The organism is Candidatus Krumholzibacteriia bacterium (assembly GCA_035649275.1).
Lineage (GTDB): Bacteria > Krumholzibacteriota > Krumholzibacteriia.
Map to the genome: position 1 here is coordinate 1 of DASRJW010000051.1, position 11,923 is coordinate 11,923.

Sequence of the window (11,923 nt, forward strand, 5' to 3'; positions counted from 1 at the left end):
TGTCGACGACGACGGGGACATCGGCGCGCGGGAACGGCGTCTCCGGCTGGAGGCCGTACTCGATGCCGTGGATGGTCTCGTTGCTCGTCACGTGCAGGTACGCAGCGCCCTTGGTGAGCGACAGCTCCTCCTGGCGCGGGACGCGGTCGTAGCTCTTGTCCTCGCCCCGCGTCGTCGCGCCCACGCGCGGCTCGCCTCCGCCGACCGCCTTGATCGTGCGGGCCTCCGCCAGTGCTTTCTCGCCCCACGCGCCGTTGACGATGTAGTCGGCGGTCCTCCCCGCTCCGAGGAAGTTGAGCGGAATCTGGGCGAAAGCCATCGACGCTCCGCCCTGAACGAAGAGGACGTCCCACGTATCGAGCGGCGTGCCGAGGAGCTCGGCGACGAGGGCCGTGGCCTCCGCGTGCACCTTCTCGTAGACCGTTCCCCGATGGCTGTGCTCCATCACGCTCATTCCCGACCCCTCGAAGTCGAGGAGCTCTTCTCGAGCGCGCTCGAGCGCGGAGAGGGGAAGCGCAGCCGGCCCAGGGTTGAAATTCATCACGCGACTGATGGGTTGGCCACGGACAGCCTGGACGTCCGTGTCGATCCACTCCTGCAGCGTCTTCGACACGTGAGAATCCTCGGTAGCCCTGGGCGAAGTCGTCACAGGGAGTTCATCTCTCTTGCGGCGAGTGATTGAATCAACGGTAGGGCAATGCTGTCAAGAGTTCGTGCAAGGATTGCCACCGATCCCGCACACAGGATGCTCCCGAGCTTCCCGCTCGGGGAGCGGCTGAGGCGCGGCAGCTCGCAGGCGTTGCAGTGTCCATGGAGCGGCGAGTCCGTTCGGGCGTGAGAGATCCTTGGAATCCTTCATCGTTTGTCAGGTGATTGCCTGATCGGTTTGTGCCATTGGGTACTTTGCCCCGATCTTCTTGTGCGGCGTGAGACTCGTGTGCGAATGGGCCAAGCGGAGTACGGGCGCTGGTGCGCCAGTGCGCCGGTGTGCTCGCGCCATGCAAATCTTGCGGGGAGCTTGGTCACCAGGCGGCGGTGAAACCGTTCTCGGGACGCAGGCCATCGCGCAGCGGCTGGCGCCATTCGAAGCTCAGCATGCCGTAGCGCAAGCGCAGGCCGACGCCGTAGGAGTAGACGGCGCGCGAGTGCAGCGCCGCGCCGGCGTCGCAGTAGAGGAAGCCTTCGGCCGCCGGGAGGACGGGACGCCACACCGGCATGCGGAAGCGGCTGTAGTCCCAGAACGGCGCCCGCACCTCGAGGTTCGTGTAGGCCACCTTCTCGCCGCGGACGAAGCCACGGGGGAAACCGGAAACGGAGTAGAGACCACCGACGCCGTAGATGAGGGACTGGGGGCCGTCGTTGGTGTAGGCCCGCGCCCGGAAGGCGACATCGAGGAAGGACAGGCGCCGGTGCATGAGGAACAGCGCGTTGAACGAGATCCGGTCGAGACCGGGGCCGACGTGCAGCTGCAGCGAGTCTTGCTGCGCGCCGTTCACGTAGGTACGCGAGCCCTGGGCGTTGAAGCCCGCGGCGAGGGTGAGCACGAGGAGGGAACCGGTGCTCGGTCCGCGCACGTCGGACCAGACGCGGGTGTCGCGGCTGTAGCTGGAGGAGATTTCGGCGTTCGGCCGGGCGTAGGTTTCGGTGGGTTGGAAGATGGTCTGCGCCCGCTCCGCCGCGAGCCTTTCCGTTTCGCCCCAGCGCACCGCAGCGTCGTCGGAGTGGTCCAGCAGCAGCGCCGGTTCCTCGACGCCGCCGAAATCGAGCCCCCACTCGCGCGGGTCGAGACCCTGCAAGCGCAGGCCCGCGACGGGAGCGTTGGCTTCGCGCAAGGTGAGGTCATCGGCACGCACCATGAGGCCACGGGAGTCGGTGCGCTGGGTGAACGACAGTGCCGCGCCGAAGCGGGTGACGAGACTCTTGTGGTATTGCCCCGAGAGCAGGAGGCCGGCCTCGCTCTGGTTCCGCGTGTAGGTCGTCACCCCGCCGGCGTTGTAGTAGTTCCCGATCAAGGAGCGATAGTAACCGCCCACGTGCCAGTGGGTGCGAGCGGCGCTGTTGCGGTACTGCATGATGCCGAAGCGGTCGAAATCGCCGTTCTGTCCCACCGCCACGACGACCGCCTGGTCGTGGAACTCCGTGTCCATGCCGACGTAGGTGGCGCCACGGGTGCGGGTGGAGGCGGTGGACAGATTGAGACCGAGGGGCATGAGGCCCCACTTCTGCTTGTAACGCGACAGGCTGACACCGGTGGCCAATCCTTCTCCACTGCCGCGCGCGTCGGTGAGCAGACCGGGCACCGGCGCGGTGGCGAACGCCGCCGTCGTGGCCGTCGCCCCTGTCGTGCCAGTCGTACCCGTCGTCGGGGTCGTATCAGGCGGCGGTGATGGACCGATGTCTGCGGCCTGCAACCCGACCGGCGTCGGAGTGGCGACGGGACCCGTAGGTTCCGCCGGTGCCTCCGGCGCCGGCGAGTCGCCTAGACCGAGACGGCGCAAGGGGAAGCCCCAGAGGGCGCGACCCCCGGGCGCCAGGGAATGCCGCAAGCTCGTGGCCACCATGGTGAGGAGCGTGTCGCTCTGCTGCATGCCGCTCACCGGAAACGGCAGATCGAGGAGCTCCCGCATCGTGCCGTCGGCGCGCTGTTCCACCGGTCGCGGCACGCCGGCAGCGTCGGAGAGATAGATCAAGCGCCCGTGGACGAGGAGCGGCTCGGTCTCGCTGACGTCGGGACTCTGGGTGAGGTTGCGAATCTCTGCCGTCGGCAGGTCGAGGGCGAAGACGTCGTTCCGTCCCGTCGCCGTGGCGGTGGAGGTGAAGAGAACGAGGGAGTCGCTGGCGAAGGACGCATGGCTCAGCTCGGCCCAGCGATAGGGCACGAGCAAGCGGGCGCGGTCGTGGTCGGCATCGTAGACGCCGAGGGCATTCCTCCCGGCGCGATCGACGGCGCGGAAGACGACGCTGCCGCCGCCGGGTGACCAACGTGGATCGCGCAGCTCGCGCACCTCGCCGAGCTCGCGAAGCCGGCGCAGGCGCTTGCGTCCACTGTCCTCCCAGAGCAGCAGGGACTCGCGCTGGCGCTGGCGCACCACCGCCACCACCCGACCACGGCGCAGATCGGGGCTGGAGAAGAGCGGCAAGCGCTCGATGCCGTCGAGATCGCGGGCGAGGCGCGTCTCGTGCACGGCGCCGCTGGCGGCGCCGGTGCGGAGCACGAGCTCCTGGCGCCCACCACGGGCGCGCTGCATCAAGAGGCTGTCGCCGTGCTGCACACCGGAGAGCGCCGGCGCCAGCATGCTTCCCAGCGTGTCGGGGACGGCGGTGGCGAGATACTCGGTCCAGAGTTTTTCGCGCAACCAGCGGCGGTAGAGCTGTTCCACCGTCGTGAGCGATTGCCCGGTCATGGACTCGATCCAGTCGAGGAAGCCGCAGGAGTTGCTGTGGTACTTGATCAGGAGATTCTTCGGCACGTCGTGGCCGTAGGTTTCGGCCAGGAAGACGAGTCGCGCTGGGCCTTCGATGTAGCTCGACGCCTGCGAGCGTGCGCCGGTGGAGAGAGCGGCCAGCCCGTCGAGCTGATTCTCCGCCACCAGCTCGATGAGCGCAGCGCGCAACGCCGGCTCCATCTGACCGTGGGGGAAGGCGAGATATTCGGCGTAGTTCTCGTGCGTGACCATGGAAAAGCCGCCGCTGCCGGGACGCCAGCCGCGGGTGCAGCCGCTGTCGCGCACCGCGGCGCGGGCCCGCGCCGGGGCCAGCTGCCGTAGGTACTTGGCGATGCTTTCCACGACGGCGTGGCCGATCTCGTGCTGCGCCGTGCGCCGCAGGCGCTGTTCGCCGATGGAGGCGTAGATCACGATGGGCAGGTTCGGATCGTGGAGCGGTACGAAGCCGGAGACCCCCTCGGGCAGGCCCGGGCCGATGGGGGTGGCGAGGAAATCGTGCAGGGTGCGGTAGAGGACGCAGCGCTGGTACGTGCGCGCCTCTGCGCCCGGGAGCCAGACGAAGAGGCTGTCGCCGCTCCACTCGACATGGCGCTCGAGGAAGCGACGGGGGTGCGGCACGACCGGCAGCCCGGAGCGCCAGCCGCCCGCGGGCGCCGCGCGCGGCTGGGCGAGGACGAGGGGCTGTGGCGGAGCCACCGTGCGACCCTCTTGCACGTCCACCACGAGTTGCAACAGGGAGTCGAAGCTGGCGGCGTGCAGGCGCCCCTCGAAGACGAGCTTCTCGATCTCGGTGAAGTAGCTCGGGTAGAGCAGGTAGTGATAGATCTCCGCCGGCTCGAGGTGCAGGTTGTCACAGACCCGGCTGAAGAATTGGTCGAGTTGGGGGCCCCAGTAGGCCACCATCTGCCCGTCCGGATCTTCCTTTGCCGGGGTGGTGAGGACCTGGAAATAACGCGTGTGCGACTGCTCGAGCGCCTTGGAGCCGAAGGCGAAAGCGTCGTCGTAGTAGACCTTGGTGTTCCGCCCCTGGGCCGTAGCCAACCCGGGGAGGCAAAGGGCAAAAAGCCCCACGACGAGAGAACGCCGAAGCATTGTCTCCGTCCGGGTTACACTGCGGGGGGCGCAACGAACCCACGAGAGACCGAATCGAGTGGGGGAGGTGATCGGCCGTGTGTGGAAAGTATAATGCGGCCGGCAGCGAGGGTCAACGCGACCGGACGAGCGCGGCACCCAGAGACTTCTTGGAGAGAGAGGACAGGGAAGAGCGAGGCAAGGCGAGGGATCCATGGGAGCTTGGATCCCAGCGACATTCGTGCAGGCGGCAAGGTCGGAAGCGAAGGTGAGCGAGCGCGGCGAGTTCGCGCTTTCTCCAGCGGGGTCGAGGCGGTGGGCCCACCCTACGGAAGACGGGCTCCGAGGGAGGTGCGTCACGCCGACCCCTGTCTCGGACGCAGCACCCCCTCGGATCCCATCACGAGGCTTCGATCCACGGGAACCGCGGATCCTGATGCTATATTCCGAGAATAGTAGTCGTCTGGCAGAGAGTTGTCAAAAGATTCTTCGGTTGCACGGTCTGCTGGCCGAGGGACCCTCCGGCCTCGAACCGGCGAACTCGAGGGAAGTTACGGAAGGACCATGACTTTGCCCGCTCCCCGCGTCCGCTTCGCCCCGAGCCCGACGGGCCGCCTGCACGTGGGCGGAGCTCGGACCGCCCTCTTCAACTGGCTTCTGGCCAGGAACCAGGAGGGCACCATGGTCCTCCGGATCGAGGACACCGATGCGGAGCGCTCCACCCGTGAGTCCGAAGCGAGCCTGCTCGCCGACCTCGCTTGGCTCGGGCTCGATTGGGACGAGGGGCCCGACCGTGGCGGGCCGCAGGCGCCGTACCGCCAGTCGGAGCGCCGGCAGCATTACACCGCCGCCGCCGAGCAGTTGCTGGAGGCGGGGCAGGCCTACGCCTGTTTCTGCGGCGAGAAGGACCGTCCAGCAGGCGACCCAGTGGGAGATGCACCACGGGGGGAGGAGGCCGGTACGCCGGTACGGAATGATTGCCGCTGCGGGGAGATGAGCCCGGCAGCGGTGGCCGCGCGCCGCCGCGCCGGCGAAGGGCAGGCGGTGCGCTTCCGGGTGCCTCCGGGTGTGGTGGAGTTCGAGGATCGGCTGCGCGGGCCCATGCGCATCGATGCCGCCACCTTCGGCGATTTCGTCCTGCTGCGCACGAGCGGCTTGCCGACGTACAACTTCGCCTGCGTCGTCGACGACAACGCCATGCAGATTACCCATGTCGTGCGGGGGGAGGATCATCTCTACAACACGGCACGGCAGCGCTTGCTGTACGACGCTCTGCGGTTGTCGCTGCCGGAGTTCGTCCATCTGCCCCTCATCCTCGACACCGACCGGAGCAAGCTCAGCAAACGGGACGGCCGCAGCGGCACCTACGTGGACGAGTACCGCACCCAGGGTTACTTGCCCGAAGCACTGCTGAATTTCCTGGCGCTCCTCGGCTGGTCGTCGCCGCGCGGCGAGGAACTCCTGTCGCCGGCGGAACTGGTGCGGGACTTCAGCCTCGAGCGCTTGACGCGCTCGCCCGCGGTGTTCGATCCGGTGAAGTTCGATTGGATGGCGGCCTGGCACATGCGGCAGCGTCCCGACGCGGAGCTGGCGACGCTGGCGGCGCCGTGGCTGCAGGCGGCGGGGCTCGACACCAAGCCGGAGACGGCCCGCGCCTGGATCGCCGGCTTCAAGTCCGATCTCCCGGCGCTCGGGCGGCTGCCCGCCAAGGTGCAGGAGATCCTCGGCCCCGCGGCCCCCACTCCGGAGGCAGAGGCGGCGCTGCGTGCTCCCGGGGCACGTGGCTTGCTCGCCGCCTTGGTGGACGGGCTCGAGAAGGCGCAGTCGAGCGCCGCCACGCTCGACGGCCAAGGGTTCAAGAAGCTCCTGCAGGAAAGCGGGCAGCAGCAGGGACTGCGGGGCAAGGATCTCTTCGGCCCGGTGCGTGCGGCGCTCACCGGGAGCACCCACGGGCCCGAGCTGCCGCTCCTTTACGACGCGCTGGGGGCGGAGCGAGTGCGGCAGCGCCTGCGGGCCGCGCTCGGTTGAACTCGTTCGCTGCCGGAGCATCGTGTAGTCTGGCCGCGCCAGCGCGGCTGAGACCGCGCCCTCGAGTGCAGGCGTGCGGATGTCGGGAAGAGGGGGAAGAGCGATGCGCATCATCGTGTTGCTGGGAGGAAACTCGGCCGAGCGCGACGTCTCGCTCGTGTCGGGCCGGGCGGTGGGGGCGGCGCTGTTGCGCCGCGGGCACGTGGTGACTGCGGTGGACACCGCTGGCGGCCGCTTGGTGGAGCTGGATGCCAAGCGAAGCATCGGCAGCGAGCCACCCTCCACGGCGCTGGTCCCCGAGGGGGACGCCGTGCACGCGGTGGAGAAGCTCGGCTCCCAGGCCTTCGGCGAAGTGGACGTGGTCTTCATCGCCCTGCACGGGACGGGCGGTGAGGACGGCACCATCCAGGCGATGCTCGACGCCGTGGGGATTCCCTACACGGGCTCCGGCGTGCTGGCGAGCAGCGTGGCCATGGACAAGGAAGTGGCGAAGCGGATCTTCCGCGACATCGGCGTGCCCACGCCGCCCGGTTTCGCTGCCGACACGGACACACCGCTGGAGGAGCTGACGCGCCGCATTGCAGCCGAATGCGGCTGGCCCGCGGTGGTGAAGCCCAACGCCCAGGGCTCGAGCGTCGGCGTTTCCATCGTCCACGGCCCGCAGCAAGTGGCCGAGGCGGTGGAAAGCGCCGGTGCCTACGACACGCGGCTCATGTTCGAGACCTTCATCCCCGGTCGCGAGTTGACCGTGGCCATCCTCGACGGGCGCGCGCTGCCGGTGGTCGAGATCGTGCCGCACGCGGGCTTTTACGATTACCGTCACAAGTACACTGCCGGTTCCAGCAGCTATCACGTGCCGGCGGACATCCCTGCCGCCGCGGCGCAGACGTTGCAACGCCACGCCGAAGCGTGCTTTGCCGCGCTCCGTTGCCGCGATTTCGCCCGCATCGATTTCCGTTTGAGCCCGGCCCACGAACCCTACTGCCTCGAGGTCAACACCATCCCCGGGATGACGGCGACGAGCCTCGTCCCCAAGGCGGCGCAGGCGGCTGGCATCGACTTCGAGACCCTGGTGGAGAAGATCGTGCGCGCCGCGGCAGCGCGGGCCCGGGTGCGTAGCGGCTAGAAACGAGATCCTTCCCATGCAGCCGGCCCAGGCACGGCGACCTTCCAAGCTCCTCGTGGGCATGGTGCACCTGCCGCCGCTCCCCGGCGCGCCGCGGGCCGCTCTCGCCGTGGACGCGATCGAAGCGCAAGCCCTCGCCGAGGCGCGCACCCTGGCCGATGCCGGCTTCGCTGCCTGCTTGGTGGAGAACTTCGGCGATGCGCCCTTCCACGGCGCCGGCGTCGAGCCCGTGACGGTGGCGGTGATGGCGCGGGTGGTGGCGTGCCTGCGGCGGGAGCTGCCGGATCTCACCGTGGGGGTGAACGTGCTGCGCAACGACGCGGCGGCAGCGGTGGCGGTGGCGGCGGCCACCGGAGCGGCGTTCGTGCGGGTGAACGTACACGTCGGCGCCACCGCCACGGACCAGGGCGTGCTCGAGGGCCGCGCCGCAGAGACGCTGCGCCTGCGCCGCCGGCTCGGCGTTGCCGTGGCCGTTTGGGCCGACGTACAGGTCAAGCACGGCCGCAGCCTGGCGCACGAGAACGTCGCCGACGAAGCACGCGACGCCGTGCAGCGCGGCCACGCCGACGCGCTCATCGTCACCGGCCGCGGTACCGGTTGGGCCACCAATGTGGACGACCTGCGCAGCGTCCGCGCCCTCGAGCTCGGCGTGCCGCTCTACGTCGGCAGCGGCGTCACCGAGCAGAGCCTGGGTCTCTACCTGCGCGAGTCCGATGGGATCATCGTCGGCTCGGCGCTGAAACAAGGTGGCCGCGCCGAGGCTCCCCTGGACCCGGAGCGGGCGCGCCGCTTCGCCGCGACGGCGCGACAGATCTTGGATTGACCTTGAGCTCGCGTCGGTCGCAGGATGAAGCGGGGGTACCACGCATGCCCTTCGCCTACTACAAACGCTTGCCGGCTCGCGCCCGGCGCATCTACGACCGCAGCAACGAGGTGAGTTTCGTGCGCCTGCCGGCGCCGGAGCGCCTCGAACCGCTGGTGGCGGCTCTGGCGCGAGCCCTGCAGCAATCGGATCGGCCCGCGACGGAGGTCGCGGCGAGCCGGCTCACGGCGGAGATTCTGGCGGCGCTGCGCGTTTCCGGTCTGCGGCTCCGTGTCCTCGCCAAACGGCCGTCGCACTCCTGGGGCGAGCTGCATGGTCTCTACGAGCCCGAAGAAGGGAAGAAGCCGCTCGTCACGGTGTGGATGCGGACGGCGCAACGGAAGCAAGTGGTGGCGTTCAAGACCTTCTTGCGCACGCTCCTGCACGAGATCGGCCACCATCTCGATTACGAGTTGCTGGAGCTGGAAGACTCGTTGCACACCGAGGGCTTCTACAAGCGCGAGTCGAGTCTCTTCCGCCAGCTGGTGCCGGAGCCGTCGCTCTACGAGGAGCGCACCGGGGTGGCGGCGCCACCGCCGCCCGCCGCGGTTCGGCCTCCCGCCGCAGCACCGGTCCGCAAGGCACGGCGTCGTTCCGGGGCCGCCAGCGATTCTCCCAAGCTGGAGCAAGGGCGGCTGCCGTTCACGGAGTCGTGACCGGCGCAGCTACCTCTAGCGAGCCGCGCACAAGCGCAGAATTCCTCCAAGCGCGCACGGGAGAGCTTGCGGCACTACCGGTCGTGTGCGGCGAGCGCGTGGTGGTCGATGCGGGAGTGGTGGACGGCGATGGCGGCGGCGGCTGCTCGGGAGCTCAGATCTTCTCGCCGCGACGTCGTATCGAGGCGATCACCGCGGGGAGCCCACGGCGGTTGATGATCTTCATCCCATGGGTGCTGAGGCGGAGCCGGATCCAGCGCTTCTCTTCCTCGAACCAGTAGCGCTTGCTCTGCAGGTTCACCTCGAACCGGCGGCCAGTGCGATTGTTGGCGTGGCTCACCAGGTTGCCGTACTGGGCCTTCTTCCCGGTGACCTGACAGACGCGCGACATGGCCTCGACTCCTGAAGTCCACGAGACGAGCAGGGAAGCGCACGCCGACTGGGAACGGCCCCAAGTGCGCCAAGGGAGGGCTAGAATGCCCGCCCGCGGCGGAAAAGTCAACGCGAGGCGAGGCCCTGGGCTCTAGGGACGTGTCGCGCCGTCTTCCGCTCCAGGATCGACCCAGGCCCTCCACTGCAAGCCCGTCTAAGCTCTAAGTCTATTATTAACATTCATTTAAACAATCGGAACGAGGGGTCTTGCGCTGTGCATATCGTTATGATATCTTTTTGATTGAATTTTGAAAGGAGGCCGCACATGGCCATGAAGGAGTTCACCCGCAAGCCGCTCTCGGGCTACCTCGCCCTCGTTCTCGCTTTCCTCCTCCTCGGGTTGGGGATCTGGTTACTCGCCACGGGAGTGCGCGAAGATGAGCTTGCGACTGTTCTCGGTGCCGTGGCGGCCTTCCTCGCTTTCGCTCTCTCCCTGCCCGGTTTCTTCGTGGTGAATCCGAACCAGGCGTCGGTGCTGGTGCTCTTCGGCGCTTACGTCGGCTCGGTGAAGCAGAACGGCTTCTGGTGGGTCAATCCGTTCACGGTGAAACGGAAGCTGTCGCTGCGGGCCCGCAACCAGGAAGGGGAGCGCCTCAAGGTCAATGACCTGGTCGGCAATCCGATCGAGATCGCCGCGGTCGTGGTTTGGCGGGTGGCGGACACCTACTCCTCCCTCTTCGAGGTGGAGAACTTCGAGAACTTCGTCGCCGTGCAGAGCGACTCGGCGCTACGGCACCTGGCGAAGGCGTACCCCTACGACGAACCCGAGGGCGGCACCATCTCGCTCCGGGGAAGCACCGACGAGGTCTCCGACGCCTTGCGGCAGGAACTGCAGGAGCGCCTGTCCCGCGCCGGCGTCATCGTCGACGAGGCCCGTCTCAGCCATCTGGCGTACGCGCCGGAAATCGCCAACGCCATGCTGCAGCGACAGCAGGCGGAAGCCATCATCGCCGCCCGCAAGCGCATCGTCGAAGGCGCGGTCAGCATGGTGGAGATGGCGCTCGACCAGCTCGGTGCCAAACGCCTGGTGCAGCTCGACGAGGAACGCAAGGCCCAGATGGTGAGCAATCTCCTGGTGGTGCTGACCAGCGAACGGGTGACGCCGGTGATCAACGCCGGCACCCTCTACTCCTGAGGGAGGCGTGACATGGCGGAGCGCAAAACCATTCTCGTGCGCCTCCGCCCCGAGCTCTACGCGGCTCTGCGGCGCTGGGCGGCGGACGAGTTTCGCAGCGTCAACGGCCAGCTCGAGTACATCGTGCAGCGCGCCCTGGGTGGGGAGGGGCGCCTGCCGCGCCGGGGCGGTGGGGAGGCGGAGGCGGAAGACGACTCCGATCCGGAGGCGCCCGCGGGAGGAAAGGTGCCGAGCGCGCCGGAATGACGACGGTCGCGCCTGCCACCACTTAGGAGCGAGGCCGGGCGCGCCGCGCGCGGCCGGCGGCGCTTTGCCAGCGCCCGAGGGCGATGCTAGGCTCCCCCTCCGCCAAAGACGGAGCGGGAGGCTGCAGTGGGTCTGCGGGTTTACGACACCTTGACGCGACGGGAGCACGACTTCGTTCCCGTCCACCCGGACCGCGTCGGCCTCTACGTCTGCGGCATGACGGTGCAGGACAAGCCGCACATCGGACACTTCTTGCCCTTCCTCACCGCCGATGTCCTGCGCCGCTGGCTCGAGCATCGGGGGTACCGCGTCGTCCACGTGCAGAACTTCACCGACGTGGACGACAAGATCATCGACCGGGCCCGGCGCGAGGGGACGACCCCGGAGAGCGTGGCGGAGCGCAACATCCTCCGTTGCCACGAAGCCGCCCAGGCGATGAACTTGCTGACCGCGGCGCATTATCCCCGGGTTACCGAACACATCCCCGCGATCATCGCCCTCATCGAAACGCTGATCGCCCGGGGGCACGCCTATGCCGCACCGGGAGGCGATGTCTACTTCCGCGTGCGCAGCTTCCGTGACTATGGGCAGCTGTCGGGGCGCAGCGTGGACGACATGCTGAGCGGCACCCGCATCGAAGTCGGCGAAGAGAAGGACGATCCCCTGGACTTCGCCCTCTGGAAAGCGGCGAAGCCGGGAGAGCCGCAGTGGCCGAGCCCCTGGGGGCCAGGGCGGCCCGGCTGGCACATCGAGTGTTCCGCCATGGCGATGCAGTATCTGGGGGAGAGCTTGGATTTGCACGGCGGCGGCATGGACTTGATTTTCCCGCACCACGAAAACGAGCTCGCCCAGAGCGAGGCGGCGACGGGGAAGCCGTTCGTGCGCTACTGGATGCACAACGGCCTGCTCTACACCCGGGGG

The 11,923-nt window shown here is 68.3% G+C and carries 10 protein-coding genes; 7 read left to right on the top strand and 3 right to left on the bottom strand.

Translation table 11 applies throughout. The features are described 5' to 3' along the window. Both VFE28_05290 and VFE28_05295 read right to left on the bottom strand, forming a co-directional pair. Positions 1 to 541: aminotransferase class V-fold PLP-dependent enzyme (locus tag VFE28_05290; GenBank protein HZM15395.1), on the bottom strand; the 541-nt coding region annotated here is incomplete at its 3' end. Positions 542 to 1,022: 481 nt separating this feature from the next. Next, positions 1,023 to 4,538: a hypothetical protein gene (locus VFE28_05295; protein ID HZM15396.1), complete on the bottom strand. Its 3,516-nt coding sequence runs from the start codon at positions 4,536 to 4,538 to the stop codon at positions 1,023 to 1,025. 543 nt (positions 4,539 to 5,081) lie between these two features. Between VFE28_05295 and gltX the strand changes: the two genes are divergently transcribed. From gltX to VFE28_05315, 4 genes are all read left to right on the top strand, one after another. Beyond that, on the top strand, positions 5,082 to 6,545 hold the full coding sequence (gene gltX / locus VFE28_05300) for a glutamate--tRNA ligase (GenBank protein HZM15397.1): 1,464 nt from the start codon (positions 5,082 to 5,084) through the stop codon (positions 6,543 to 6,545). Between the two features lie 103 nt (positions 6,546 to 6,648). Continuing rightward, on the top strand, positions 6,649 to 7,671 hold the full coding sequence (locus VFE28_05305) for a D-alanine--D-alanine ligase (protein ID HZM15398.1): 1,023 nt from the start codon (positions 6,649 to 6,651) through the stop codon (positions 7,669 to 7,671). A gap of 16 nt (positions 7,672 to 7,687) precedes the next feature. Then, entirely contained in the window at positions 7,688 to 8,494 is an 807-nt protein-coding gene (locus VFE28_05310) for a BtpA/SgcQ family protein (GenBank protein HZM15399.1), read from the top strand. A 2-nt stretch (positions 8,495 to 8,496) separates the two neighbouring features. Then, positions 8,497 to 9,189, top strand: a complete 693-nt coding sequence (locus VFE28_05315) for a hypothetical protein (GenBank protein ID HZM15400.1) — start codon at positions 8,497 to 8,499, stop codon at positions 9,187 to 9,189. 154 nt (positions 9,190 to 9,343) lie between these two features. Here the strand turns inward: VFE28_05315 and rpmB are convergent, their stop codons facing one another. Then, positions 9,344 to 9,580 carry a 50S ribosomal protein L28 gene (gene rpmB, locus VFE28_05320; GenBank protein HZM15401.1) on the bottom strand — a complete coding sequence of 79 codons (237 nt, stop codon included), beginning with the start codon at positions 9,578 to 9,580 and terminating at the stop codon, positions 9,344 to 9,346. A 312-nt stretch (positions 9,581 to 9,892) separates the two neighbouring features. On the opposite strand from rpmB, the gene VFE28_05325 reads away from it, so the two are divergent. From VFE28_05325 to cysS, 3 genes are all read left to right on the top strand, one after another. Further along, the gene (locus VFE28_05325; GenBank protein HZM15402.1) at positions 9,893 to 10,756 is read left to right on the top strand and encodes an SPFH domain-containing protein; all 864 of its coding nucleotides are present in this window, start codon (positions 9,893 to 9,895) and stop codon (positions 10,754 to 10,756) included. A gap of 12 nt (positions 10,757 to 10,768) precedes the next feature. Continuing rightward, on the top strand, positions 10,769 to 11,002 hold the full coding sequence (locus tag VFE28_05330; GenBank protein HZM15403.1) for a toxin-antitoxin system HicB family antitoxin: 234 nt from the start codon (positions 10,769 to 10,771) through the stop codon (positions 11,000 to 11,002). A gap of 126 nt (positions 11,003 to 11,128) precedes the next feature. After that, positions 11,129 to 11,923, top strand: a 795-nt coding sequence (gene cysS / locus VFE28_05335; protein ID HZM15404.1) for a cysteine--tRNA ligase, incomplete at its 3' end; no start/stop codon positions are given.

What these genes read in the sequence shown, in the direction of transcription:
- VFE28_05295 (HZM15396.1), bottom strand. Translation starts at nt 4,538, where the DNA reads ATGCTTCGGCGTTCTCTCGTCGTGGGGCTTTTTGCCCTTTGCCTCCCC.
- gltX (HZM15397.1), top strand. Translation starts at nt 5,082, where the DNA reads ATGACTTTGCCCGCTCCCCGCGTCCGCTTCGCCCCGAGCCCGACGGGC.
- VFE28_05305 (HZM15398.1), top strand. Translation starts at nt 6,649, where the DNA reads ATGCGCATCATCGTGTTGCTGGGAGGAAACTCGGCCGAGCGCGACGTC.
- VFE28_05310 (HZM15399.1), top strand. Translation starts at nt 7,688, where the DNA reads ATGCAGCCGGCCCAGGCACGGCGACCTTCCAAGCTCCTCGTGGGCATG.
- rpmB (HZM15401.1), bottom strand. Translation starts at nt 9,580, where the DNA reads ATGTCGCGCGTCTGTCAGGTCACCGGGAAGAAGGCCCAGTACGGCAAC.
- VFE28_05325 (HZM15402.1), top strand. Translation starts at nt 9,893, where the DNA reads ATGAAGGAGTTCACCCGCAAGCCGCTCTCGGGCTACCTCGCCCTCGTT.
- VFE28_05330 (HZM15403.1), top strand. Translation starts at nt 10,769, where the DNA reads ATGGCGGAGCGCAAAACCATTCTCGTGCGCCTCCGCCCCGAGCTCTAC.